The following is a 26,207-nucleotide window of genomic DNA, read 5'->3' as shown; positions in this document are numbered from 1 at the left end:
ATTATGAACAACAAAATTTATATATGGAAATGAAGAGGTAGAAATGAAGAGTATCGATATCAAAAAGCTCTATTTTATCCACAGTTGGGTAGGGCTAATTACAGGGATTTTGTTGTTTGTAATTGCATTTACCGGCGCACTGTCAGTGTTTGGGCGACCCGAAATCAAGATTTGGGCGAATCCTGAAATACGCGGCGAAATCAACATAGATAAAAACGCAATTGAACGGTTAGTCGCAGAGCAGGCGGCAGTTTTACCCGCTGCGTATAGAGAAGAAATTCTGATTTTTCTTCCTGGTGCGCGTTCTTTTCCAAACCTTACCTTGTTTTTTGAAAACCATGAAGCCCAGCAGGCAGTCTTATTAACGTTTGATAATGACACCCTTGAACTGATTGCTAAGAAAGAAGGGGATACTCAAACGGTTTTTTCTGGTAACAAAACAGACATTGCTGACTTTATTGTGGACTTTCATGCCGACTTACACCTTGGTAGGCCCGTTGGTTTGCTATTGACTGGCTTGTTGGGTCTCACGCTTATGGCGTCTATTGTCACTGGTTTTATTATTCACCGACAAAAGCTGAAACAGTTGTTTACTTTTCGATTCAAAAAAACGTTCGATATTACGCTAGCGGACAGTCACAAATTATTTGGCGTTTGGGGAATGATTTTTAACGGTGTTATTGCGTTTTCTGGCGCCTTTTTAGGCTTGGCAACAGTGTTGTTAATTCCAGCGGCGGCATTTGTTAGTTTCAATGGTGATCAAGAAAAGCTCATTGAAACCTTTACAACCACGCCAGAACCAGTCTTAGCAGAGATCTTTATGCCCACTAAAATTGCGCCTGCGCTTGAGCATATCTATGCATACGATAGTGACATGACTCCTGAAGTGGTAACAATATATGGCTACAATGATGAGAATGCCGTGATTTATATTAGCGCTGTCGGGAGCGAAGCGGTCGCCCGTCAGATATTTCAATATCAGGGGGGGTCAGGAGCGTTTACTGAAGCATTCGGCCAATTTGGAAAAGTAGGTGGGTTTTCTACTGCTGTTTTAGATTTAATGTTTCCCTTACATTTTGGTAATTTTGGCGGGGCTTTTGTGAAGCTTATTTGGGCTATTTTGGGGTTAAGTACGGCATTGCTTCCGCTAAGTGGCATGATGTTGTGGATTGAACGTGGTCAAAAATCTGCGTCGCCCACCTACCCAAAAAGCACTTATGCGCGGTTTAATCGTTTAGTTATAGGCACGTGTGGTGGCGTCGTGCTTGCTTGTTCTTTATTATTTCCGACGCAATTAATTTTAAATAGCTTAAGCTTTACTGCAAATACAGCGTTTAACTTTGGCATAGTATTCTTTTCTGTGTGGCTTTTTAGTATCGTTTTCGCTTTTATATCTAAACGAATTAAGACCGCTGCGACGTATATTTGCTTCGCAATTGCTGGCGTATTAACCGTTACTCCGTTTTTAAATATCATACTTACCGGCGACAATCTTATTTCCATGTTGTTTAACAAACAATGGGCGGCGGGAATAACTGACGTAGCTCTATTATCATTTGGTGTGTTGACCTTTATGATGACTCGTAAGTTATCAAAGGCTAGTAAAAACGCCAATAACAAAGCAGATACTAAAGCAGATAGCAACGTAGATAATAACGCGCTTATAAATTCAGATATTCAAGACCAAAAGGCTTAAATCATGACGAGTATTTATGTTGTTGTCGCAATTTTACTGCAAATTATTGCAATATATTCAATGAAGGACGGCAATAGTTATACGCCCAAAAGCGCTAGAAAAATTACTGGATATTGCGTATTCGTTGCCTCTACCTTCTTTCTAGTATTGGCGTTTGGTACCTTGGCTGGCATATTTGTATCTTTGGCACTGATCAGCTTGTTGGGTATGTTGTATCCAATAATAGTGGAAGGTAGGGGCTAAGAAACGCATGTTGTTTTCCGTGTTGGTTTAATTTTTTTATGGCGGACCATCCATAGGTATATACCGGTGATGGTTAGCACTACTGGCGCTAAGCCTACGATACACCATATAATTTGTGTCCATATACCGCCAAATGTCCCAAAATGTAGTTCTCTAAAACTATCGACTACCTTGTCTAAGGTAGGCATTGTTCTAATATCCCAGGTGGAAATAAAGTTGCCTGACGATTTATCGAAAATTACGCCACTACTGTAATCACTATAGAGTGGATTAGTGGTATGCATATGACCAAAAACCATTATTTGCATATCTGGTTCGTAGGCAAATACAAGATACGTTGGTCTCAATCCGGGCAAGTAATGAGTAGATTGGTCAACGAGTGATTGAAAAGGTAAGTCTAGATTGTAAGGGGCCGTCGAAAGCGCCTTTGATTCATGGGGATGTTCAGTATATTCGTGCGCAAATTCAGCAATATTCCAATATACGCCTGTGATGCCAAGTATTAAGATGACAGGCGAGCTCAAAATACCCACGAATTTATGTAAATCGGTGAACAGGACGACGGTTGCACTTCGCCATCGCACTTGTAAAAGGCGTACCCAAAAACGCCGGTATAAAACGATTCCGGTAATGCCTAAGACAACAAACGCTGTGGCAAATAGCGATGCGACAAGTAATCCTGCGTCATGCAATAAAAATGTATAGTGTAAATTGAGTAGCCAGTCGGTTAAATCGCTATGTAAACCAACGGGTCTGCTAAGTATTTTGCCAGAGTATTGATTAATATGTACTTTGTACCAATCATGCGTGCCTGACTTTATCAAATACACGGTGTCAGCTTTATCATCACTAAATATTTCCCATGTGCCAATGATGTAGTCTGGGTGAGCCGTCCTTATAGTTAGATGCAGCACATCTAGGGGGATTCTTTCATTATGTACACCCACTTTTGTCTTTTCAGGCATCTGCCAATGATCGATCTCTGACTTAAATACAAGCACACTACCTGTAAGTGAAATGATTAAAATTGGGATAAAAGAAATCATCGCTAACCAAGAATGTATTTTAAACACTGATTTTCGCATGCGTTATTTACTACTATTATTTATTTGATAAAGAGGTGAGGGGTACACAAAATAAAAAACCAAACGCAAGCGGTGTTCCCTAGGTTTGGTTTTTATATGGTTCATGCTGCTATCAGGCTAAAAACTGTATTTAGTGCTTAAATTTACACTGCGAACTTCCCCGGGAAAACAATCACCGCGCGATAAACACGTTGCATAATATTCTTTATCACTGAGGTTTCGAACATTAATACTAAAATCCCAATTGTCTATCGTATACCCTAACATCAAGTCGAGCACAGAATAGCTCGCAGTTGCTATGGTTTGAGGTTCTTGTGTAATTACTGAAAGGCCTGTGCTTTCATTTTCGCCGACATGACGAAAGCCAATACCTGAACGAAAGTTAGGTAAGTCAGCTGGTATATAGTTTATCCATATTGATGCTAGCCTTTCGGGAATACTTGCTCGTTGATTACCGTTGGGGTCTTCACTGTCAAACAGAGTAAAAGACGCGTCAACGTTTACTTCATTGAAGTTTAAAATGGCTTCCAGTTCGAAACCATCGACGCTAGACACACCTTCTTGCTGCGATGGTGCGTTTGGTAAACCATTTGGGTTAGTGAGATTATTTAATTCGATATCAAAGTATGCCGCCGTAACCAAATGATCAGATTTACTTGGTTGATATTTTATACCAGCTTCTATTTGTTCGCCTTGCTGAGGTTTGAGAGTTTTCTGTGTTACTGAATCGATACCATATACTGGCTGGAAAGATTCAGCGTAGTTAATATAAGGTCGAAAGCCATTGTCAAATTGATACAGTGCACTCACGCTAATACTGCTTTCATTTTCTTGATTCGATACATTTATATTTGATTGTTTTACGTCGTCGAATCTTATGCCCGCGTTAAATACCCATTTGTTCCAAATAACTTCATCATGGACGTACAAGCCTAATATACGGTCTTGCGTTTCAATACCTTGTTGAATTGGGGGAAGTGAAGGAGTAAAACCATACACTGGTGCAAAGACGTTGATAAGGCCTCCCTGCGGAATAGGAATACCAGTACTAAAATCTAACCCATATAGAAAGCTACTATCATTTTGGTTATCGATACGTTGATGACTAACTCCTATGAGCAAATTGTGCTGAGTTGCTTTGACATCAAACTTGGCGCGCGCCCGCGCATCTATTTGAAATTGCGTCGAAAACCCGTTTTGCAAAAACCATGACCTCGGGCCATTTCCTGCATCATCAAGTCGCGGCACGCCATCACCTATGAATGATATCCAGGTTTGTCTATATTGTGATTCGCCATCGCGGTATCTAGAACTTACGTCAACTGACCACATTTCATTTATTTGATGCTCTGCAAGTAATGTTAACGCCCATGATTCTGTATCATAACGATTGAAGCCTGGTTCACCGACATAAACCGTCGGGTCAGTCTTTAGGCCACTAGCGTTTTGCAGCAAAGAGCCACTTAAAGGCAGAAACTGCTGCGCGGTATCACTTTCTCGCTTTGTATAGTCTGCCAGAAGTGTTATTTCAGTATAGTCAGTAGGGTAGTATGTAAACGAAGGCGCTAAAACAAAACTATCATCCTTCACTTGTGCTATTTGTGTATCGCTATTTCGATAAAGACCAACAAAACGCATAAGTAGATCGTCATTTGGTGTTGTACCGTGAATATCCGTCGCAATTTGACGCCTATTGTTATTACCAAGATCTAATCTGACTTCATTGTCTTTGCCTAAAGTCGGACGCTTGCTTACAATATTTACAATTCCACCCGGCGCACCTGGGCCAAACAACACGGATGCTGGCCCTTTGAGCACTTCTACTTGTTCTAATGTATAAATTTCAGGACGTGCGTTATTATAATTTCCAGATAAGGACTGCATACCGTCTCTGTATTCTGGCGCGTCGAAACCTCTCACATTGGCGAAATCGCCACGCGTGCTAAAGCCAAAAGTATCGCCGACGACCCCCGCACTGTATGCAAGCGTATCATCTAGCGTTAGCGCACCTTTGTTTAGAAATGCATCGCTTGTTTCAATAGACACCGAACGCGCAGTTTGCATGATTGGCGTGTCTGACTTAAGCGCACTAAATTTACTTGTTACCCCAATGACTTGTATCGTTTCTACTGAACGCTCATCTTCATTCTGGATTTCCTGTGCAAATAAACTAACGGGCAACGCAAATAGCGCTCCTATGTTCACAGCCATTATCGTCTTTTTCATATCTAGGTTTACTCATTGATAATAATTTTGCGCAGATATTATTTCAACGGATTTAATATTGCAAATGATAACTATAATCATTTGCAATATTGTGGTTTGGCTTCTACTATAAATGAAGCAATTAGTACAAGCGCAATTCGAACAGTTTTCTGGGGCGCATGATTTAGTTCATACTATTATGCTTACGAGTTCGGCCTGCAAACAGCACAGTGACAGAGAAAAGGCGTTAAGCTTGTTTCTTTAGTAAATGAGTTTGCCGCTGCATTTTGGGAGACTAAAGGCGTATCGGCATATACTGCAATGTGTCCTTACCCACCTAAGCTCAACGTTTTATATCCTAAATTAGTCTAGTGTTTCGCTTATTCATTCTTAAAATAAGGGGGCATAGTATGTCTCCTAAAATCTGTAACGGTGACTACGTTATCAGTTGTAAATGGCCTAGTATGAAGGTAACACGAGGCATGATCGTTATTGTGGATCATCCTAGGTTTGGTAAAATCATCAAGCGCGTAAAGCAGAGAAATAATGTTGGTGCATTACTTTTAACTGGTGAAAATTCCCAGAGTACGAGTACTGAGCAGCTTGGATGGGTTCACAAAAAAGAGGTTTATGGGCGAGTAATTTTACATTTAAAAAGAAAACAGATAACGCATTCTTCTCCATCTTGAGCAAGGTAGCTATATGAAATTGGGAAATGAAGACCGCGCATTAAACTTCTGTTTGCTTACAACCATCAAGGCATTCACCGTAAAGATATAGGCTGTGATTAGTCAATGACATATTGTATTTTTCAGCCACATCTTTTTGACGTTGTTCAATGATGTCGTCTTCGAATTCAACAACCTTGCCACATTTTAAACATACTAGATGATCATGGTGATGCTGATTACTCCGTTCAAATACTGACTTGCCACCTTCAAAATGGTGACGTTCTAATACACCAGCATCGTCAAATTGATTAAGCACGCGGTAAACAGTTGCTAAGCCCATTTCTTCGTTTTGCTCAAGCAGCAATTTATATACTTCTTCAGCACATATGTGTTGATTTTCTGGATCTTCAAAAAGCTTTAGAATCAATACTCTTGGGTGAGTTATTTTCAGTCCTGCCTTTTTTAATTCTTTATTTTCGTCCATTTTTTTTCGCCGATTTAGTGCATAAGATAAGTGGAAGTAAGCTAAGCAAAGCGCTCAGTGGGTAATTTACTTTCTATTTACTGCATTATGCAAATAACAATATTGCAAATGATAATAATTATCAATATTATATCGAAGTAAGTTAAAGGTGACCCAGAGAATCGATAAAGACCTTCTTTAGCCTCTTCAACACAACACATAGAATATTTATTAGGAATTAGCATGACCAATCAAGGATGCTCGTACAATCTGAGCAAAAGTTCTCACTTCAAACTGAAAACACTATCTACGTCAATTTTATTAGCGCTATTAGGATTTAATCATCAATATGCCACGGCAGAAGAAGCGGAAGCTGATTTAGAGAAGATTGTAGTTACTGGTCAAAAATATATGAGAACACTCCAAGAGGTACCCGCTAGCGTTTCTGTGTTTAACGCAGAAAAAATAGAAAACCTTGATGTTGATGATTTTTCTGAAATATTGTTTGAAACAGCGAACGTACAATCTACACCGAATGGTTTTAATATCCGGGGCATTGACAATCAGAATGTTTCAGGTGCTGGGAATAGCAATTTGGCAAGCGTTTACATTGACGAAGCGCCTATTCCACATAGGTTAATGGTCGCGGGTATTTCGACCTGGGATATTTCGCAGGTTGAGATTTACAGGGGGCCGCAGTCCACAATTCAAGGTAGAAACTCACTGGCTGGCGCGGTAGCAATGACATCTCAAGCGCCTGCGCACGAATGGGGAGGAAAATATCGGCTTGAGCTAGGTCAGAATGGACAACAAGAAGGCGCTATTGCGATTGGCGGCGGGCTTGTTGAAGATCAGCTAGCATTTCGTTTTAGTGGTGAAAAGGAATCATTCGATGGTTTTAATTTTAATCCTACTCGTAATGAAAATGCCGATTTTATTGATAACGAGCTATATCGTTTAAAATTTTTATACACACCTTCAGCGTTGCCAGACTTATCATTACAACTGAGTTTTACGCGCACTGAAAATACGCTTGGTGACGACGCAGTGAATGCGCTAGAGAATGGGCAGTCATTTGAAACACGTGTGATTACAAATAATGACCCACAACAAACAACAACAACAGGCGATATTGTAAGCTTGCTTGCAAATTACGATATAAATGATATCTGGCGTATGTCTGCAGTATCAACACATACGGATGTAAATATTTTATGGTTAGACTATGACGATGACAATAGCCCTATTGATGGCGGTACTCGTTATTTTGACGAAGACAATAAAACCTTTACACAAGAACTACGATTTTCATTTGAATATGAAAAGCTTAATGGTGTAATCGGGGCATATTATTTTAAACAAGACGTTCCAAGTAGCTTTGGCGGCAATACTCGTTTTAGGCTGTCCTCTGTCGGCGTGAGTGCGCCATTTTTTCAGTCTCAGTTTGGTTTAGATGCAGATACCGCAAATTTTGTCGTTGCTCAGTATGCGCAATTTGACCCAGCGATATTGAGGCAAGATGCAACTACACAACAGGATATTACGACGCAAGCAATATTCACAGACTTTACGTATTCAATTAATGACAAGTGGGATGTGTTTGCAGGTGTACGTTGGGACAAAGAAACGCAAGAAAACGAAAGCGCACAAGTCTTTTCAATCGTAAATATTGCGTCAATACCTGATCCTAGTCTGTACCCTGCGCCCTTAAACACGTTAATTGCAGGCATAAATCAACAGCTTGTCGCCAACGTTGAAAATGCTAATCAGTCGATTCCGTTGGTGGATACCAGTTTTACAGAAGTTATTCCTAAAGTAGGGCTAAGTTATCATTGGTCAAATGATGTGAGCACAAGTTTTACCCTACAAGAGGGGTATCGCTCTGGCGGTGTCGGCGTAAATAATGCGCGAGCCAATGTATATCAATTCACGCCAGAATTTACCACTAATTACGAATTTTCATTTCGATCTTCGTGGCTAAATGATGAGCTATTTGTGAATGCCAATGTATTTTACCTAGACTGGAAAGACCAACAAGTCAATGTGCAGTTGTCTGAAAACTCATTCGATAGTGAAGTGATTAACGCCGGTGCGTCTACGGTTAAAGGTTTTGAGTTAGAAATAAATTATGACGTGACCACAAATTTGTCGAGTTACGTGTCTGTTGGTTTAGCCAAATCCGAGTTTACAGATTTTACCATTGTTATCCCTGGCGAACAAAGCGATACGGTCTTTGATCTTGCTGGCCGTAGTTTTGCAGATGCACCAGAATGGACGGCAACAAGTGGATTTGTATATAAGGGAGACAGCGGCCTGTTTGCCAATGTTAGTATGAATTATGCAGACAGCTCTCCTGCTGAAACTAACCCGTTTCGCAGAGGTTTGCGAGAAGGCGACGAACAATTTGATTTGCAAAACGATAGCCGAACCTTATTTAACGCGCAACTTGGCTATGAATGGGCAACGTTTGGCGTATATCTAGTGGGTAAAAACATTTTTGATAAACAATACGAGGCACTTGCGCCGTTCGGCGCTGGGCAGCGTGTGTCTCGCGTTAATCTGGGGGAACCACGGCAATTGAGTATTAGTTTACGGGGTAAATTCTAAGTAGCACTATCATAAGTGAGTAAGTTGAGATGTATAGCGCGGTAAATATAGTTGAGAGCAATCAGCCTAAGAGGTTACTCCTAGCTGAAGATGATGCAGAACTTAATGTTGCAGTGAGCACCGTACTAGAGAAAAGTGGCTATTACATTGATACGTTTACTGATGGGATGAAAGCATGGAATGCCATTCAACAAAATCACTATGATGCGCTATTGTTAGACCTCATGTTGCCGAGTCTTGATGGACTACGCATACTGAAAAGCTTACGTAAAAAAAGCAATACGCCAGTTGTCATTGTTAGTGCGAAAGGGGCAGAAGAGGAACGCATACTTGGATTGAGACAGGGCGCAGATGACTATTTATCTAAACCGTTTAACTTAACCGAACTAACGTTAAAAGTTGATGCGTTAATGAGACGAATATCGCCTATTTGTGTTAATAGTGCGTTCAACTTATCGTTAATGAACTTGAATTTAAATAGGCAGACGAAAACGGCGTCTGTTAAAAAACAAGTCATGGAGCTGACAGATATTCAATTCGATTTATTGTGGGAGTTTGCAAATCATATTGGAGAAGTATTGAGTAAAGCGTATTTGTCTGAAGCCGTGCTTTGCCGACCATTGGGTGCCTATGATCGTAGTATCGATATGCATGTTAGCCGAGTTCGTAAAAAACTGAATGACTTGGCGTTCACTGATAAAAAAATTACTACTGTGCATGGTAAAGGCTTTGTTTTTAAATGAACCGGCGTCTTTTATGGTACCTAGTTTTACTTACATCAATGAGCGTTGTATCTTTTTTTTCCTTAATCAACTATGTAAGCTCTGAGGCCGAAAGTGAGATGAGTTTACTCTCAGAAGAGAGTAAAAATACATTAAAACAGTGGGGACAAGTAGCCGAATCGTATTATAGCTCACAAGATGTTATGGGCTTAGAACAATGGTTAGCTGAACTGCAATATAAGCACTCTGTATGGGCGGCTGTGGTCGAACATCAGACAAAGCAAATTGCAGGAGGGCAAGAAGGTGGAGAGTATTATCGAGGATACAATTTAGGCCGAAATATTGATTGGCAAATTCATTTGTACTTTCATGAAAATCCAATAATGGAGCTCCCATTTTCAGAAGGGAATACTAGCTTCCTCATACGTCTACCTGACAACATGCGACCAGGTAGTTATTGGCAAACAACAAAAGTTATCCTTCAATTGGTTTTCCCTCTGGTATTTTTATCTGTTTTGTCACTCATTATTTATCGGCATATTATGCGTCCGTTGCTGTTACTTAAACGTGCCACGAGTGACTTTTCGGCGGGTAATTTTGATGTGCGTGTTAGTAATAAAATGCAAAGTGAACATGAAGAGTTTAGGCAATTGGCCACTACATTTGATGGAATGGCCACAAGGATTGGTGAGCAATTAGTTGCTCAACGCCAGTTAATTGGAGATTTTTCTCATGAATTACGCACTCCGCTTACACGGTTAGATATTGCAATCGAAAACTTGTGTAACACGCAAACAGACGAAGTAAGTTTGTCTCGTATTACAAAAGAAACACATATTATTCGTCACTTAGTTGAAGATACGCTAACGTTTGCTTGGCTCGAAAATGAGCATAAACGAATGGGTGATGAATCATATGATGTGGTTGATTTACTTGATTCAATAATAGATGACGCAAGGTTTGAGTTTCCAACACATATTGTAAATACCTTGTTGCCAAATGACTGTGTTGTTGAAAACTCAAATCATCGAGCACTCGGTCCAGCCATAGAGAATATAGTACGAAACGCACTTAAGTATTCCCCTACCGGCTCAACCGTTGAGGTATCTGTGAAAAAAACACTTACCAACATTGCAATTGAAGTGTGTGACCAAGGGAAGGGTGTTGAAACGCATCAGTTGGAAGCGATTTTTCAACCCTTTTTTCGTTTAGATAACGCTAGGCGTCCAAACTCTGATAGCTTTGGTATGGGTTTAGCGCTAGCTAAAAGACAAATTTTGTCAATTGGCGGGACTGTTTATGCGCAAAACCGAGCTGCAAGAAACACGCAAGTAACGGGACTTATTGTTACAATTCACCTTCCATTACGCTAAGAGGAAATAGTTTAAATGTAACAGATGCAACAATGCTACCAATCAATCTGTATGTGTGAATAATTATCATTTACATATAGTGTGTAATACAGAGAAACCATGTCTAAGCAGTTTTATCATAAGAAATTCTTTCCATTAGTATGTTTGTCAGCGCTGCAGCTGCACGCAGGAATAGTCGTCGCCAGTGACAGTGCTAATATTGAAAAAATTACCGTCGTTGGTGAGCCTAGCAATACTGAAATCACACCAAATCAACTAGAAATGCAGCAAGCAAATGATCTCGCGGATATTTTTCGGGTAATACCGTCGGTTTCAGTTGGTGGCTCACTAGGGATCGCCCAAAAAATATATATTAGAGGCCTTGAAGATACACTACTGAACGTAACTGTTGATGGCGCACAACAAACAGGTACGCTGTTTCATCATATTGGCAGAGTATCTATCGAGCCAGAGTTGTTAGCGCGAGTTGAAGTGCAATCTGGAGCTGGTGAAGCGACTAGCGGCTTCGGAACAATTGGTGGTGCAATACGATTTAAAACAAAAGATGTTGATGATCTACTTGATGCGACTCAGCAATTTGGTGGTGCGCTTAACGCTGGATACTTTTCTAATGACGGTCATAAGACAAGTGCCACACTTTACGGCAAGTTGACAGAAAATTGGGGGCTGCTAGGTTCTTTCGTTGATGTCAGCCGAAACAATATGCAAGACGGCGATGACAATACATTGTTTGGCACAGCGGCTGACCAAACGCTTGGATTTTTGAAACTAAGTGGCAATTTAACGTCATCACAATCTTTACATGTTAGCTACGAACGGCGAGAAGAATCAGGAGAATTTGGCCAGCGGCCAAATTGGCCAACGTTAGCGGGAGAGGTGTTGTTTCCCATTGATGGCGAAAGAGAAACCGTTGTGCTCAATTATGGCCTAAATCAAAGCGATCTCACAAATGTTGAGTTCGTTTTATACCATACAGTTTCGAACGTTGTGCAAGACCGGTTTGATCGCTGGGGCAGGTATGGTGGTGAGACCATGTCGACTGGTTTTGATTTAAGAAATACCTCTATATTAAAAAAGCATACGCTGACATATGGCATCGAAGGAAGGCGAGACGAAGTAACGAGCAAATATCTTGCAGAACCGTCTGTTTGGGCCGATTGGGCATGGGATGCTTCAATCGGTGAATTCAAGGAAAAAGGCGACGTGTTTGCTGTTTATGTACAAGACCATTGGCAGGTAAATTCAAAAATTTTGCTCAGTATGGGTGCTAGATATGATTCATACGATTTAGAACAACTTACATATATGAATGAAACAAGCAGCAATGGTGTTAGTCCTAATATTGGTGTTGAGTATTCATTTACGGATCGTCTGTCTTTCAATATCGGCCATGCCCGCGCGATACGAGGAAAAGAAATCGGTGATGCGTTTACCTTAGAAATGGCGCCAACAGATATGTCCATTGCCACTAATTTGCAGGCAGAGAAAGTGGCAAATACCGAAGCTGGTCTGCGTTATGTTAACGAACAAATTCAACTAAGCGCGTCGATTTACAAAAGTAAAATTGATGATGTTATTTTTGACCAGATTGGTGGCGGTGTATTTTACGAAAATATTGGAGAATTGGTGTCCGATGGCTTTGAACTACAAGCCACATACCAGCTAGATGCATTAAGGCTGAATGCAAGCTATAGCAACAATGATGCTAAAATTAATGGCAATGTTATCGAAGGTTATGAGCACATCGGTTTAGGTAATTCGAGGGGAGATTCGTGGAATTTTTCTGCGGACTATATTGCAAGTGATTCCTTGGATCTGGGCGTTAATATTACATATGTGTCAGCGTTAAATAACATCGAAGTGCTGCAACGAGGGCTTGAGTTAGGTTGGATTGATAACACGCAGTTTGTTGATAAGCCAAGTTACACCCTAGTCGATGCCTATCTGCGGTGGATGCCTTATGAACAGTTTTCAGTAAATTTAGCGGTGCAAAACTTGTTAGATAAACATTACAGAGATCATTCAAGTGTTGGCGACTACAATCACATTCCCGATTGGGAAGGTGTAGCAGGTTTATATGAAGCTGGCAGAGATATTCGACTGTCTGTTACCTACCGATTTTAATCGATAAAATTTAGTTTGAGAAAGCCTCATGAAAGGTAGGGTTCGATCACTCTGGATGAAGATTCACACCTATTTAGCGTGTTTCTTCATACCATTTCTTATATTGTATGTAATCACTGGTCTTTTGTATTTTTTAGGCATAGAAGGAAAGAGTGCGGAGGAAGTAGAAGTCATAATACCAATCGAAGCATCATGGCCTGATGACGAAAAAGCGGCGAAAGATATCGTTGAACCCTATGTGATAAAGCACAAGCGTTTACCGTTTCCACCCGACTATTACATTGATAAAGGGCATGAATGGCATAGTTGGTATGGATATAAACAAGAAATACTACTGTTGAAAACGGAAGACACAAACACAGTGCGTTTATTGCTCATTCAACACGATTTTTTACAGCAATTAATGCTAATACATAAAGGCCACGCCGGAATCTTTCTCCTTATATTAGGGATTATGCTAGGCCTAAGTTTGTTGACAACAATGATAAGTGGTGTAGTGCTGGCCTTGACTATTCCAACATTAAAAAAAACATCCGGTTTAATGATACTGCTTGGCTGCGTCAGCCTAGTTTTTGCGTACTTTATTGGGTATTAACTAAGAAAAAGCAGCAATGCTTTCTACCTAAAAGATTACTTGCATGCTATGGGGATTGCGCATCTCGAAAATACAAATGAAGAGTACTCACAACTGTTTTGAGATTTTTTAATAAGTATGCATTGAATTAATGATAGTTTTGCGGGAAATAATTGATCTTATAAGCTTTCATGGGTCAGTACTTCTCTAGAACAATGCGTGCCCATTTGACCTGTTCTTTATTGGGTAAAATGCTATTTTGATTTTTGATACTAAAAATACATCTAAAATTATAGCGTTCAAATAGCGTAATTGTTCCATCTAAATCAATTGGGTAAGTAAGACTACCCATACCAGCAGGCCCATTTCTTAGAGAAACAGCACATTTTCCCCGCCTATTGATAATATTAGAAAGCTTCTTTGCCGCTTCTTCTCTTTCGGCTTGATTAAGATGATGCCAAACACCATCAATCAGCACAAAGTCGTAACTACAGTTGCTATTCTTGAGGCAATCCATATCAGGCAGAGATCCTTTAAGCCAATTCACTGAAGTATTTTTGTAGTGAGCTTTTGATATGTCTACAAACTCTTGTAAAGGTTCTATCGCTGTAACGTTAAAACCTATTTTGTCGAGCGCCACTGCATTTTGACCTGCACCTGAGCCTACGTCTAATACATTCGATTTTTTGTTAGGTAAAAAACTTAAAAAGTCTTTACACACTTCATGAAAGTCTAAAGCCCTACTAATTTGGACGAAGCGAGAAACATGTTTTTCATATCCTTTAGTTCCAGCAGTCATAGCGCTATTCACCAAACAGGTTATTGCCAGTTGAACCTACTTTATTGAACACACAACAAATTTGTTCAGCTATTTTTATATTTTGTTTCGCTGGACATAGTATCAGCATGAATACTATTCTTAGCCGCACCTATTAGGTGCGAACCTTTTCCGCGCTGTCACGCGCAAATATGTAGTTAGTCGAACGCAATATTGAAATAATTCAACGGTATTCAAGCTTAAATACGAGGGCCATACTCGATTGCGTAAAGTTTGCCGTTTCTGAATTCTAAAATTTTAAGCAATGTACCTTTGCCAAATGCGTAGGTATACCGTTCAATTCTATATAGTACTTTTCTTTTTTTATCATACAGTTGCCCAACATCGTCAATATCTATTGGTGTCCCGCATTTTAATTTGACTTCAGCCTTTGTACTGCCAATGTTCACAAGTTTATTACCGCAACGTAAACTATCAGCGTGCGCGGCTGGAAGAAAAGAGAAATGAATGATGCTTGCAACTAGGATAAACAAACACTTGCTACGTTTAGCGTTCATTGTTGCTCTCCATATTTGATTTATCTGTCATATACCGACTGTACCAATTGTGCTCTGACGACATAATAGAATGCATGTGCGGGCAATGCTAATGTTTACTTGACTATACTGGGCAAATTAACTCTGCCCATTTTGCGTTTAAGAGAATATCTAATATAAAAAAGGTATATATAATTTCTGACTAAAAAACAAACACTCATTACATGGTTGATGTACTTCCGTTATATTGTAAATAAAACGTAAAAATGTAACACAGGGAACATTAGCGTCCTCATATTTCTTGTTTCATTTTCTACAATTGGGAAGAGAAATAAACATGTCGGTCTTAGACAAAATCCTTAGCTTAATAAAAATGATAAAGATCTTTGTGAACAATGCGATTAAATCATTTAATTACATTAGTAAACGCAACTATAAACGTGTCGCTGACACAATTGCGCCAAAACTAAGAGGTAAAACGGGCCTTAAAGACAAGATTTACCGCATGATTACGCCGATGAGTCATTACTTTGCTGACCGCAAAATCATCATAAATGCTGTTTTAATAAATTCTGAAAGGTTTTTAGCCATTATCGCGTTGTTGATTGCCATAGTAGGGACCGTCTATGGACTCACTAAAGAAGAAGGTAAAGGAGGTCTAGATTTTTTAAAGGGCTTTGCCATTTACTTTTATATAATAATTCTTCTTGCCCCCTTTATATCTTTTAGCCTCACTAGAGTAAATGCAAAAGAGTTTGCGCAAGTCATTCATTCCGGGAAGGTAACGGATGAAGACTTCATTAAAAATACCGCTTATGAAGCGTATCGAGTTGTTGAATATGTTTATAGATATATAGATCAAGATTCAGCGTTAGTTTCTGCAACCCAAAGAATGAAAGACTCATTTGCAATATGCGATGAAACCAAAGTGGTATTAGCTGAACGGTTGAAGGTAACACCGAGAGAAGTTGCAGATGATTTTTTAAAATTTAGCGGGAGTATTTTCATCAATCGATGCACTAAGTTAGAAGACTTACAGAATTTAATTTCCCTTCGTAAAAATTTAGAAAATACCAATGCAAATCGAGATGCAAACGCGATTAAGCTGTATTTTGATAGTATAAAAGCCCATTTGTGGCAGCTGATGCATACTCAAATAAATCTCAATAACTTTGTCTCTATTTTCCAAACTCGCTCGATATCTGGTGCAACACGACAGCTGATTAAATTCATTGAGAAAGAGAGTAAAAACAATAACATTCGGTCGGCAGCAGATTTGAAATTGATCATCGATTTACAAAAAGCACATCGGACTGGCTCTTCTGCTCACAAAGCAATTGGGCTAGCACTTTCGAAATATATTGATTTGGGGGAAAGTGCAAATGAGAGCGATGAAACGCTGTTACTAAATCGAGTGAAATGTCTTAGTGATAGTTACTTATCAGACAACTATAAATTACTCACAGAACAACAAGTTCAAGATATGTTAAAGAGCTTCGATGGTTGGCATGACGAAGCCGATGGTGTCGTCTCTGAACAGAGAAAGTCTATCGGACTCAATTTCGGAGAATATTTTGAGTTAATCTATAGCAAGCATAACGAAGAGCAACGCAAAGGAAATGTATACATAGTAATGTCTTCGTACAGTCGAGCAGTAAAGGCTATCATACGGCATGTACTATCTAAATATGAAACTCAGGATTTTAAGTTTGTAATATGCGATGAGGATGTGAACTATGGAAACTACAGTGCTCGATTGATGTATCAACAGATTTTAGAAGAATACATATCGGTTGGTGATGTCAATAAAGACAACCATTTATACTTAAATTCTTGGCGAAGCACATTTACTGAGTTAGAGGGTAGACTAGTTAGCGGGCAGGATACCGTGGTTTATTTGGCTGGTTGCGATCAATTCGACCTAATACATACTAGCACTGGTTCTGTCGAAACTGCTGCATATAAATATTCTTCAATGTCATTACTAAATGAGTTAGTTAAGAATGAAAAGAAAATTAATCTAAATGCTATTGTATTGGCCGGCGAGTACAAACTTGATCACGCAATTCTGTGTGAAAAATTGCCTGAACAATTGAAAGACGACGTATTAAGTATTTTGCCTAAATGCCGTCGCTCATACCTGCATCAATGGTTAAAAGATATGAATAGCCCTTTTGAGTTTAAATTAATATCAAGCAATCGGGACGTTGATGAAGAGTGATTCAATTGTTGCACACAACAGCTAAGCTAGCAGTGCTGAGTCAGTGTAAACGTATCGGAACAATTGACACAACAAGGATTTGGATTACACTACTTGCATGAATAAAAACTCCCTAGCCAAATGCGTACTAATCATCATTAGCTTGTTGATGAGTCAAGTCGGAAAAGCGTACGCGACTATTCAGACGGCAGCCCATTGTAATATGCAGACAATGTCGATGCCTGCCGCCAATCAAACCGATGAAGATGTTGACAGTACTGGTACGGAGTCGCCAAACGATTTTATGGACGAGAATGTATCGTCAACGGAGCAAATGGATTGCTGCGATACAACAGACGCTGCGGCGTTAATTTCTTTTGAAGAAAATCTATGTTGCGATGGTCAATGTGAGTGTTCCTCCCTTGTTAGTTCTATTGTTATGCTTACATCTTCGCTAAACATCTTTCAGTCTGCACCTTCCAATACCTTAATTGCATTTTATGCACTTCACGTTCCATCAGCCGACATTAAACCAACCAACCGCCCGCCAATTATCTAACGCTCATTACTCAAACTTTACCCGAAATTTGTAGGGCTTATTGAACGTGGCTAACGTAAAGTTCCCGTAAAAATACGCGTAAAACGTGTGCAAAAACACATGCGAATGTCGCATAACGTCATGTTAGTCCTGTGTACAACTAATAATTGAGAATAACCAATGAGTGAGTTAATAAATCAAGCATTGCTTAAATGCTCTAAAAAGCACCTATTTTCGCTTGCGCTTATCAATAGGCATTTAATAACGAAGGTTTGTTTGTCCTTGTTTTTGAGTAGCGCGTCATTTTATGCTATCAGCCAAACGGAGACGGCCCCATTAACACTGTTAAAAGCTATCAACATTGCGCAACAAAACGACGATTGGTTGTTAAAAAGCGAATTTATTGAAAACGGACTGAACGCCCTAAGTGATGGCGCAACAGCCTTGCCTGATCCGGTAGTGAGTTTAAGTATATTGAACTTGCCAACCAATGGTTTTGCTTTCAACCAAGAACAAATGACGCAGTTGAAGGTTGGAGCAAGTCAACAATTTGCACGCGGTAATACACTAGAACTTCAGCAACAAAAACATAAAATAACCGCAAAAGAGCAACCATTTTTGCGGCAAGACCGAAAAGCTAAGGTCGCGTTAAATGCTGAACTCCTTTGGTTAGACGCATATTATGCGCAATCTAGTTATGTGTTGGTGGAAGATACTCGCCCTTTATTTGATAAACTAGAAGAAATTGTGAGCGTCAATTACGCATCTTCAGTTGGCAACGTAGGCCAGCAAGATATCATTCGTGCAGAGCTAGAATTAATACGATTGCAGGAGCGCTTAGTCGCGTTGGCTACGCAAAAAAATGTCGCGCTTAGAAAGTTATCGTTGTATTTGTTTAGTGGCGATACGCCGGTTTCTTCCGGGTCGTTAACGACCGGCAAAATCGTGTTGCCCAATCAATTAAATGAGATATCGAAAAGCGATATGAAACGACTGTCTCTTTCAAGCGCCCAAGATGACAATCAGCTTTATCAATTGCTTTTGCAGCATTCATTAGCACTTGCCACCGAACAACGTGTAAAGGCACTTGAAGTAGATACACAAATCGCGAAAGAAGGCTTAAAGCCGCAGTATGCTATTAATGCAAGCTATGCCTTGCGTGACAATGCCCCCGATGGACAAAGCAGAGCTGACTTTCTTTCGGTAGGCGTGAACATGTCAATGCCATTGTTTTCCTCTGCAAAACAGGATGCAAACATATCAAGTAGCGTGCAAATGACAGAGGCCATCAAGACAGAAAAACGTTTATTGGTGCGTGAGTTATTAGCCGCGGTTAAAAGCGCCTACGCTGAATATAAGGGCATGAGTGAACGACTAAGCATTTATCAGACGCGCATTATTCCGCAAATGCAACGGCATTCAGATGCAACGTTAACCGCTTATACCAACGATAACGGCGATTTTGCTGAAGTAGTTCGCGCTAAAATAGCTGAGCTTGATGCACAGTTGACATTACTTAAATTGGAGGTCGCAAAACATAAGGCCATTGCGACCATTCGTTATTATTTGCCGCTGGAAATTGTCTCCTATGAATAACATAACATTCCCCAAGTCCCAATGGCCTAGTGTAGCGATAGGTGCAGTCGTGGGCATCGTCATTAGTGTGTTCATTTATTGGGTATTTTTAGCTTTAGCGTCGCCAGCACTAATGTCGGAAGAACAGGCCAACGCCCAGAAGCAAGCGTCTGATGATAAACCGCTTTATTGGGTTGCGCCGATGGACCCAAATTTTAAACGAGACAAACCGGGTAAATCTCCGATGGGGATGGACTTAGTGCCTGTTTATAAAAGTGAAGGTAACCAAGACTCTGCGGGCACCGTTAAGGTAGATCCTACGACCGTACAGAACCTTGGCGTAAAAACCGCGCGCGTGTCTTTATTGTCGCCGTCTATAGATATAAGAGCTTTTGGTCGTGTGCAATATGCACAAGATCTCATGGTGCATATTCATGCGCGCGTGGAAGGTTGGGTGGAGACCTTATATGTTCGCAGTGCAGGCGAGTACATTGAAAAAGGGGCGCCTGTGTATGAGTTGTATTCGCCTGCATTAGTCAACGCGCAAGAGGAATTACTGATCGCATTGAAACAAAGCAATGCATCGCTAATAAAAGCTGCACAATCGCGATTAGAAGCGTTAAACGTGCCATTGGCCTTCATAAACAAATTAAAACAGAGCAAAGAAGTACAACGCACGGTGACATTTACGTCACCACAAAGTGGTTTTGTCAATAACTTGCAGATACAAGAAGGATTTTTTGTTACGCCAAGTAACACCATGCTGTCGGTAGCTTCGACAGAACAAGTTTGGGTGATCGCAAGCGTATTTGCGCAGCAAGCCGATTTTATAAAAGTCGGGCAATTAGCAACAATTACCTCCGAATTTTTGCCTAATACCTCTGTTAGCAGTCAAGTCGATTATATTTATCCGTCATTACACAGTAAGACGCTTACTTTACAAGTAAGGTTTTTGTTAGACAATCCAAGGCTTGCTTTAAAGCCAGATATGTTTGTTGACGTCTTCATACAAGCAAATACGCCTTTAGATTCATCACAAAACGTCACGGACGAACAAGCAATAAGTGTAATAGCCGTGCCCACTCAAGCAGTTATAAGAACGGGCATACAAGACAGAGTCGTACTAGCGCTAGGTGAAGGTAAGTTCAAATCAATCGAGGTTGGCGTGGGACGCAAACTTGGAGACTATTATGAGATTGTAAGTGGTTTGCAAGAAGGCGATTTAGTCGTTACATCCGCTCAGTTTTTACTGGATTCTGAGAGCAGTATTACGTCTGATTTCAATCGCATGGTAAGTGTTGCTGTGGCGGAAGACATGACAATGGGTAACCAAATGAGTAGCCAAATGGCTAACCACGGCGACAATACCAGCGCAAGGACATCTGCGACCGTAAATGAAGTAATGCTTTCAGATGGCATGGTAAATCTGACGCATGGTCCACTTGATGCGTTTAACATGATGGGCATGACCATGAACTTCATGGTATCCGAAACACTTGATATTGCTGAGTTTGAGGAAGGCCAAGAAGTGCAGGTTGAAATAGTGAAACTGCCATCGGGTATGTATCAGATAAAAACCGTGCATTTTGTGGAAAAAGAGGCTGACCAAATGAAGGATAAAGTGTCTAACGACTCGCTATTAAGCGGTGAACATAGGGAACATGACGGAGACGTTCACCAATGATTACTTCAATCATCCATTGGTCCATTCATAACCGTTTTTTGGTGTTACTAAGCACACTTATTATCATTGGTTTAGGCATATTTTCTATAAAGAATACGCCGATTGATGCTATTCCTGATTTGTCAGATGTGCAAGTGATTATCAAAACCTCTTATCCAGGCCAAGCGCCGCAAGTGGTCGAAGACCAAGTGACTTATCCACTCACGACGGCGATGTTATCAGTCCCCGGAGCGACAACGGTGAGAGGCTTTTCGTTTTTTGGGGACTCATACGTATACATCATCTTTGATGACGAAACCGATATGTATTGGGCGAGAAGTCGCGTTTTGGAATATTTGTCTCAAGTAACGCCGACGTTGCCAGATACCGCTAAAACGCAACTCGGTCCAGATGCGACGGGGGTAGGCTGGGTGTACATGTATGCGCTAACCAGCCCGAGTGGAAAGAAAGACTTAAGTGAACTGCGCAGTTTGCAAGATTGGTTTTTAAAGTATGAGTTACAAACGGTGCCAGGCGTGTCTGAAGTTGCGTCAGTTGGCGGTATGGTAAAGCAATATCAAGTTATTGTTGACCCAATTAAACTGCAAGCATTTGATATACCCCTGTCTCACATACAAATAGCAATTCAAAGGGGGAATCAAGAATCGGGTGCGTCAGTCGTCGAAATGGCAGAAGCAGAGTACATGATCCGCACTACGGGGTATATTAAAAACAAAACTGATATTGAATCTATTCCACTAGGTATGCTGGCATCAGATGGCGTACCCATTACGGTTAAAGACGTGGCACACGTTGAAATTGGACCGCAAATGCGCAGAGGCGTCGCAGAATTAAACGGTGAAGGTGAGAGCGTAGGCGGTATTGTGGTGATGCGATTTGACGAAAATGCGCAGGCAACCATCAATCGAGTCAAAGCCAAACTTGCCGACTTGAAAAAAAGCTTACCTGATGGCGTTGACGTGGTGACAGTATATGATCGCTCCGCATTAATCGCACGCTCTGTTGATAACTTGAGTAAAAAACTGTTAGCAGAGTTTGCAGTTGTGGCCTTGATATGTGTGGTGTTTTTATTTCATGTTAGATCGTCCTTAGTCGCGATTATTAGCCTACCTGTGGGGATGTTCGTCGCTTTTATCGTGATGTACATGCAGGGCATTAATGCCAATATTATGTCTTTAGGCGGTATTGCCATTGCCATAGGTGCGATGATTGATGGCGCGATTGTGTTGGTTGAAAATATGCACAAGCACATCGAAAAAACTCCGCTAACCAAAGAGAATCGATGGAAAGTTGTTGCGCGCTCTGCAAGTGAAGTTGGCCCTTCGCTATTTTTCAGTTTGCTCATTATTACCGTGAGTTTTGTTCCGGTATTTACCCTTGAGGCACAGGAAGGCCGTATGTTTTCGCCCTTGGCTTATACCAAAACATATGCCATGGCTGCAGCAGCCGCTTTATCTATTACATTGGTACCTGTGCTGATGGGCTACTTTGTACGCGGTAAAATTAGAAAGGCGCAAGACAATCCGATAAACAAGGGCTTATTGGCGGTTTACCATCCTGTTTTAAACGTGGTGTTAAATTTTCCTAAGACGACGGTGTTACTTTCTATTGTTATATTGATTGTTGGCTTTTGGCCAGTGACAAAAATTGGTAGTGAGTTTATGCCGCCTTTGGATGAGGGAGATTTAATGTATATGCCAACTACCTATGCGTCGGTGTCAATTGGCGAAGCGCGAGACATTTTGCAGCAAACCAATAAACTCATTAAAACGGTGCCTGAAGTGGCGACGGTTTTTGGTAAAGTCGGCAGGGCAAATACGGCCACCGACCCAGCCCCTCTTACGATGATAGAAACCTCTATTCAACTTAAGCCAAAATCGCAATGGCGAGCAGGGTTAACAACGCAGTCACTCATTGCTGAATTAAACGCTTTAGTAGACATTCCAGGTTTAATCAACGCATGGGTAATGCCAATCAAAACGCGTATTGATATGCTGGCTACAGGCATCAAAACTCCGGTAGGCGTAAAAGTAGGGGGCCCGAAACTTTCTGTTATCCAAGATATTGGCAAACAATTAGAAAGCATTTTGTCTGACGTTGAGGGCACAGCGTCTGTCTACGCAGAAAGAGTGGCTGGCGGCCGTTATATTGCGATAGATGTTAACAGGCTAAATGCCGCGCGATATGGCTTAAATGTCGCTGATGTGCAGTCCTTTGTATCAAGTGCTGTCGGTGGCATGGCGTTGACTACCAGTGTGGAGGGCCTTGAACGTTATCCTGTACAAGTGCGCTTTCCTGAATCTTACAGAGATTCTCCAGAGCAACTGCGGTTGTTGCCCTTTGTCACACCAAAGGGCGCGCATATTACGCTAGGTGATATTGCAGATATCAATATTGTAAGTGGCCCACCTAGCATCAAAAGTGAAAACGCGCGCCCCAATGGTTGGGTGTATATCGATACAGAAAATGTCGACGTAGGGCATTATGTTAGCGACGCCATCAAGGCCGTAAATCAGCACATTGAACTCCCGGCTGGCTATTCGATTACATGGAGTGGGCAATACGAATACATGGCAAGGGCGAAAGCCAAACTGACGTATGTGATCCCCTTAACATTGGCAATTATCATTGTGCTGTTGTACATGAGCTTTAAGAGTATTCCTCAAGTCGCAATGATCATCGCCACCTTGCCATTTGCACTTATTGGCGGTATTTGGTTGATTTACCTAGAGAGCTTTAACTTTTCTGTTGCCGTTGGGGTAGGCTTTATTGCGTTAGCAGGCGTGGCCGTTGAAATTGGTATCATTATGCTGACCTATTTGGATGCAAAATATAACGCCATATGCGAAGACTCGGACACCGGTAAGACCATAGAAGATAGCAGATTAAAGAAAGCCGTGATGGAAGCCGCTGCAATGCGTATTCGGCCCGTGATGATGACATCTACGTCGATAATATTTGGCTTGTTGCCCGTGATGTATGGCACTGGTACCGGATCTGAAGTAATGAGTAGAATTGCCGCTCCGATGGTCGGAGGAATGATAAGTGCGCTGATATTGACGATTATTGTTTTGCCTGTGGTGTATTATTTATGGCGGAAATGAAAGACTAGTACATAAACCGTTCTGGGCTTAGGATAAATATTACTTACTTGGTCAAGACGTTCAATACGAGAAAATGTACAACTTAAGAGCTAGAATGTTTTCAACTAAATTGGACATTTCCTGAGTGCCACGTTTTTTGTTAACGTATATTTGGAGTAAAGCCACTTTGCAAAACTTTAGTTTTCTACCACTGGAAAGGCTAATCGACTCGGAAAGTCCTTGTTGTGGTGTAATGTAATGGTAGCAGTTTTCGCATCAGCTTTCGTTTCAAAACCAAGTTTTCCGCCTGAATTGTAGTTTTTCTGTGCTGAAGGATCATTGTATGGACCAACTGACAAGCGCAATCGAGTACCTTTAGGAAAGGACCATGCGTTCCAAAGGTAATTTTTAAAGACAAACTCTTCAACATTATCTTTTTCCAAAAATTCAGGTTCAAATCCATTTCTAAACCGCGCGCGCACGACATCACCGCCCAAATAAAGTGGCGTCCCATCAGGGAAAATGGCGTAGACGGTTGTGAACACATCGACATCAGGCGTATTAACTTCCAGAAACAGTGTTACTAAAATTTGCCCAGCCATTGTTATTTGTGTCTCAAACGGTTTCGAATGAAACACTAATGTTTCAGGGAGGAACGCTGGGAACTCTGCTCTTAAATTTCCATCGCGTATCGCATTCCAGTCCGTATCTGTTACGTCTAAAAATCGAGTATCTAGAGGATCTGATAAAAATGTATGTGTCGGCTCATTATCAATCGGCTCTTCGATCAAATGGCCAGAATTGAATACATCATAACTTTCCAGCTTATCTGCTGATAAATAGAACAACTTTTTGTCTAATCCAATGGCATTTAGATCATCTGCATACCGCCACTTGTTCTCACCACCAACATAAAACGCAACCGCTTTTTCGAGTAATTTTGGTTTTGGGCCTTTTCCCAGCACCCAATCAAACCAGTCAATATTTAGTATGTCCATATCAAATGCAGCGTTTAACCCAAAAGTAATGTCTGACGACAATTCGGCTCGAGGAGTTCTTGTTCCACCGTGATCCCATGGCCCGATGACAAGATAGTGTACTGTATCCTGATCTGTAGCGTTACTATTGTTATGATCATTATAGTAGCGCAATGCGCCAGGTTGATCCCCATCATAGTGGCCAGTTACAGAAAGGATAGGCATCTTCATTTTCTCGTAGTCTGTTGCCTTCAAGGACGATGTTTCCCAATCTGCAGGACTAGACAGTCGTTCTATCCATTTTCGGTAGTGCTCACTTGATACGCCTATATCGTCTATATAGTCGATAAAGGGGGTATGGTTTTTAAATGTACTTTCTTCTTTAGCCTGCCAATATGACGAGTCAGCATAATAATTGATATTTGATGCTGCACCTGAAACAAACCCGAGCCAACCAGCCACATACTTTTGCATACGATGGCCTGAAATAGTGGGGAAGTCACGCCCAGGATAAACAGACGCGGTTGGGATCATTGAGGTGATTTCTTCTGGGCACGTGCCTGCGGCCATCCATTGGGTCATTCCACGATATGAGCCTCCCCGCATTAATATTGTGCCATCGGACCAAGCTTGTTGCTTTATCCATTTTATAGCATGGCAAACATCATGACCATGGTCGTCAAGTGGTACAAAAATGCCTTCAGAAGCGCCTCTTCCTCTTAGATCTAGACTCACCATGGCATACCCTCTCTGGACGTATTTACGAGCTCTAGGGTGTGCTTCATTGGAAACATAAGGCGTCGATACTAATACTGTTGGATGCTTCTTAGCGGATGAGGCAGGAATCCATGCCGTCACTGCCAAATTAACGTTATCGTTCACCGGTATTTTATGATTGAGTAAAATATCAAATTCGTTGACTGCCCGCATACTTGCATTGCCAAATGAAGTAAGATTGTGGAACAAGAACGATGAAATTATTGTGATTTTGACGAGCCTATAGAACATGGTTCTAGTTCCCTTATCAAGCATGAATAGAATAAACAACTTACGATTTCAAAATTTTAAATCTA

The 26,207-nt window shown here is 40.9% G+C and carries 20 protein-coding genes; 14 read left to right on the top strand and 6 right to left on the bottom strand.

Annotated features, from left to right (window positions below):
• Window positions 1-43 precede the first annotated feature (43 nt).
• Both QQK00_RS05145 and QQK00_RS05140 read left to right on the top strand, forming a co-directional pair.
• The gene (locus tag QQK00_RS05145) at window positions 44-1,696 is read left to right on the top strand and encodes a PepSY-associated TM helix domain-containing protein (RefSeq protein WP_284216407.1); all 1,653 of its coding nucleotides are present in this window, start codon (window positions 44-46) and stop codon (window positions 1,694-1,696) included.
• 3 nt (window positions 1,697-1,699) lie between these two features.
• Window positions 1,700-1,939: a hypothetical protein gene (locus QQK00_RS05140; protein WP_284216406.1), complete on the top strand. Its 240-nt coding sequence runs from the start codon at window positions 1,700-1,702 to the stop codon at window positions 1,937-1,939.
• Here QQK00_RS05140 and QQK00_RS05135 read toward each other — a convergent pair.
• The gene (locus tag QQK00_RS05135) at window positions 1,936-3,024 is read right to left on the bottom strand and encodes a PepSY-associated TM helix domain-containing protein (protein WP_284216405.1); all 1,089 of its coding nucleotides are present in this window, start codon (window positions 3,022-3,024) and stop codon (window positions 1,936-1,938) included. The genes QQK00_RS05140 and QQK00_RS05135 overlap by 4 nt on opposite strands.
• 117 nt (window positions 3,025-3,141) lie before the next feature.
• Window positions 3,142-5,250, bottom strand: a complete 2,109-nt coding sequence (locus tag QQK00_RS05130) for a TonB-dependent siderophore receptor (RefSeq protein WP_284216404.1) — start codon at window positions 5,248-5,250, stop codon at window positions 3,142-3,144.
• Between the two features lie 112 nt (window positions 5,251-5,362).
• Between QQK00_RS05130 and QQK00_RS20440 the strand changes: the two genes are divergently transcribed.
• Together QQK00_RS20440 and QQK00_RS05120 are read left to right on the top strand one after the other, a co-directional pair.
• Window positions 5,363-5,494, top strand: a complete 132-nt coding sequence (locus QQK00_RS20440) for a superoxide dismutase [Ni] (protein ID WP_348521138.1) — start codon at window positions 5,363-5,365, stop codon at window positions 5,492-5,494.
• Window positions 5,495-5,600: 106 nt separating this feature from the next.
• Entirely contained in the window at window positions 5,601-5,918 is a 318-nt protein-coding gene (locus QQK00_RS05120) for a S24/S26 family peptidase (RefSeq protein WP_284216403.1), read from the top strand.
• 40 nt (window positions 5,919-5,958) lie between these two features.
• Here the strand turns inward: QQK00_RS05120 and fur are convergent, their stop codons facing one another.
• On the bottom strand, window positions 5,959-6,384 hold the full coding sequence (gene fur / locus QQK00_RS05115) for a ferric iron uptake transcriptional regulator (RefSeq protein ID WP_284216402.1): 426 nt from the start codon (window positions 6,382-6,384) through the stop codon (window positions 5,959-5,961).
• Window positions 6,385-6,606: 222 nt separating this feature from the next.
• Between fur and QQK00_RS05110 the strand changes: the two genes are divergently transcribed.
• The 5 genes from QQK00_RS05110 (at window position 6,607) to QQK00_RS05090 (ending at window position 13,784) form a co-directional block, all read left to right on the top strand.
• Complete coding sequence (locus QQK00_RS05110; protein ID WP_284216401.1) at window positions 6,607-8,970, top strand: TonB-dependent receptor; 2,364 nt, start codon at window positions 6,607-6,609, stop codon at window positions 8,968-8,970.
• Window positions 8,971-8,999: 29 nt separating this feature from the next.
• On the top strand, window positions 9,000-9,713 hold the full coding sequence (locus QQK00_RS05105; RefSeq protein WP_284216400.1) for a response regulator transcription factor: 714 nt from the start codon (window positions 9,000-9,002) through the stop codon (window positions 9,711-9,713).
• A gap of 98 nt (window positions 9,714-9,811) precedes the next feature.
• Window positions 9,812-11,065 (top strand): sensor histidine kinase, encoded by a 1,254-nt coding sequence (locus QQK00_RS05100; protein ID WP_284216399.1) that lies wholly within the window; start codon window positions 9,812-9,814, stop codon window positions 11,063-11,065.
• Between the two features lie 99 nt (window positions 11,066-11,164).
• A complete protein-coding gene (locus QQK00_RS05095) occupies window positions 11,165-13,189 on the top strand; it encodes a TonB-dependent receptor (RefSeq protein WP_284216398.1) in 2,025 nt (674 codons plus the stop codon).
• 28 nt (window positions 13,190-13,217) lie between these two features.
• Window positions 13,218-13,784 (top strand): PepSY domain-containing protein, encoded by a 567-nt coding sequence (locus QQK00_RS05090; protein ID WP_284216397.1) that lies wholly within the window; start codon window positions 13,218-13,220, stop codon window positions 13,782-13,784.
• Between the two features lie 175 nt (window positions 13,785-13,959).
• On the opposite strand, the gene QQK00_RS05085 is transcribed toward QQK00_RS05090, so the two are convergent.
• Both QQK00_RS05085 and QQK00_RS05080 read right to left on the bottom strand, forming a co-directional pair.
• Entirely contained in the window at window positions 13,960-14,574 is a 615-nt protein-coding gene (locus tag QQK00_RS05085) for a class I SAM-dependent methyltransferase (protein ID WP_284216396.1), read from the bottom strand.
• Window positions 14,575-14,780: 206 nt separating this feature from the next.
• Window positions 14,781-15,098, bottom strand: a complete 318-nt coding sequence (locus QQK00_RS05080) for a DUF2845 domain-containing protein (RefSeq protein WP_284216395.1) — start codon at window positions 15,096-15,098, stop codon at window positions 14,781-14,783.
• Between the two features lie 316 nt (window positions 15,099-15,414).
• Here QQK00_RS05080 and QQK00_RS05075 point away from each other — a divergent pair, with 316 nt between their 5' ends.
• The 5 genes from QQK00_RS05075 to QQK00_RS05055 all read left to right on the top strand — a co-directional run bounded on the left by QQK00_RS05075 (window position 15,415) and on the right by QQK00_RS05055 (window position 24,178).
• Window positions 15,415-17,298, top strand: coding sequence for a hypothetical protein (locus QQK00_RS05075; RefSeq protein WP_284216394.1), 1,884 nt, complete (start codon window positions 15,415-15,417; stop codon window positions 17,296-17,298).
• A 97-nt stretch (window positions 17,299-17,395) separates the two neighbouring features.
• Complete coding sequence (locus QQK00_RS05070; RefSeq protein ID WP_284216393.1) at window positions 17,396-17,836, top strand: hypothetical protein; 441 nt, start codon at window positions 17,396-17,398, stop codon at window positions 17,834-17,836.
• 159 nt (window positions 17,837-17,995) lie between these two features.
• Window positions 17,996-19,411: a TolC family protein gene (locus QQK00_RS05065; protein WP_284216392.1), complete on the top strand. Its 1,416-nt coding sequence runs from the start codon at window positions 17,996-17,998 to the stop codon at window positions 19,409-19,411.
• Window positions 19,404-21,074 carry a copper-binding protein gene (locus QQK00_RS05060; protein ID WP_284216390.1) on the top strand — a complete coding sequence of 557 codons (1,671 nt, stop codon included), beginning with the start codon at window positions 19,404-19,406 and terminating at the stop codon, window positions 21,072-21,074. Before QQK00_RS05065 ends, QQK00_RS05060 begins: the two co-directional genes overlap by 8 nt.
• A complete protein-coding gene (locus QQK00_RS05055; protein WP_284216388.1) occupies window positions 21,071-24,178 on the top strand; it encodes an efflux RND transporter permease subunit in 3,108 nt (1,035 codons plus the stop codon). The genes QQK00_RS05060 and QQK00_RS05055 overlap by 4 nt, the downstream gene beginning before the upstream one ends.
• A 176-nt stretch (window positions 24,179-24,354) precedes the next feature.
• On the opposite strand, the gene QQK00_RS05050 is transcribed toward QQK00_RS05055, so the two are convergent.
• Window positions 24,355-26,064: a CocE/NonD family hydrolase gene (locus QQK00_RS05050; RefSeq protein ID WP_284216387.1), complete on the bottom strand. Its 1,710-nt coding sequence runs from the start codon at window positions 26,062-26,064 to the stop codon at window positions 24,355-24,357.
• Window positions 26,065-26,207 lie beyond the last annotated feature (143 nt).

Source organism: Agaribacter marinus, assembly GCF_030160655.1.
GTDB classification, from domain to species: Bacteria; Pseudomonadota; Gammaproteobacteria; order Enterobacterales; family Alteromonadaceae; genus Glaciecola; species Glaciecola marina.
The sequence above is the reverse complement of the archived record's forward strand: the minus strand, read 5'-3'. Positions and strand labels throughout refer to the sequence as shown.

Coding starts and splice junctions, on each gene's coding strand:
- QQK00_RS05110 (WP_284216401.1), top strand. CDS start 6,607: ATGACCAATCAAGGATGCTCGTACAATCTGAGCAAAAGTTCTCACTTC.
- QQK00_RS05105 (WP_284216400.1), top strand. CDS start 9,000: ATGTATAGCGCGGTAAATATAGTTGAGAGCAATCAGCCTAAGAGGTTA.
- fur (WP_284216402.1), bottom strand. CDS start 6,384: ATGGACGAAAATAAAGAATTAAAAAAGGCAGGACTGAAAATAACTCAC.
- QQK00_RS05090 (WP_284216397.1), top strand. CDS start 13,218: ATGAAAGGTAGGGTTCGATCACTCTGGATGAAGATTCACACCTATTTA.
- QQK00_RS05065 (WP_284216392.1), top strand. CDS start 17,996: ATGAGTGAGTTAATAAATCAAGCATTGCTTAAATGCTCTAAAAAGCAC.
- QQK00_RS05135 (WP_284216405.1), bottom strand. CDS start 3,024: ATGCGAAAATCAGTGTTTAAAATACATTCTTGGTTAGCGATGATTTCT.
- QQK00_RS05075 (WP_284216394.1), top strand. CDS start 15,415: ATGTCGGTCTTAGACAAAATCCTTAGCTTAATAAAAATGATAAAGATC.
- QQK00_RS05130 (WP_284216404.1), bottom strand. CDS start 5,250: ATGAAAAAGACGATAATGGCTGTGAACATAGGAGCGCTATTTGCGTTG.
- QQK00_RS20440 (WP_348521138.1), top strand. CDS start 5,363: ATGAAGCAATTAGTACAAGCGCAATTCGAACAGTTTTCTGGGGCGCAT.
- QQK00_RS05055 (WP_284216388.1), top strand. CDS start 21,071: ATGATTACTTCAATCATCCATTGGTCCATTCATAACCGTTTTTTGGTG.
- QQK00_RS05100 (WP_284216399.1), top strand. CDS start 9,812: ATGAGTTTACTCTCAGAAGAGAGTAAAAATACATTAAAACAGTGGGGA.
- QQK00_RS05140 (WP_284216406.1), top strand. CDS start 1,700: ATGACGAGTATTTATGTTGTTGTCGCAATTTTACTGCAAATTATTGCA.
- QQK00_RS05070 (WP_284216393.1), top strand. CDS start 17,396: ATGAATAAAAACTCCCTAGCCAAATGCGTACTAATCATCATTAGCTTG.
- QQK00_RS05050 (WP_284216387.1), bottom strand. CDS start 26,064: ATGCGGGCAGTCAACGAATTTGATATTTTACTCAATCATAAAATACCG.
- QQK00_RS05095 (WP_284216398.1), top strand. CDS start 11,165: ATGTCTAAGCAGTTTTATCATAAGAAATTCTTTCCATTAGTATGTTTG.
- QQK00_RS05080 (WP_284216395.1), bottom strand. CDS start 15,098: ATGAACGCTAAACGTAGCAAGTGTTTGTTTATCCTAGTTGCAAGCATC.
- QQK00_RS05145 (WP_284216407.1), top strand. CDS start 44: ATGAAGAGTATCGATATCAAAAAGCTCTATTTTATCCACAGTTGGGTA.
- QQK00_RS05060 (WP_284216390.1), top strand. CDS start 19,404: ATGAATAACATAACATTCCCCAAGTCCCAATGGCCTAGTGTAGCGATA.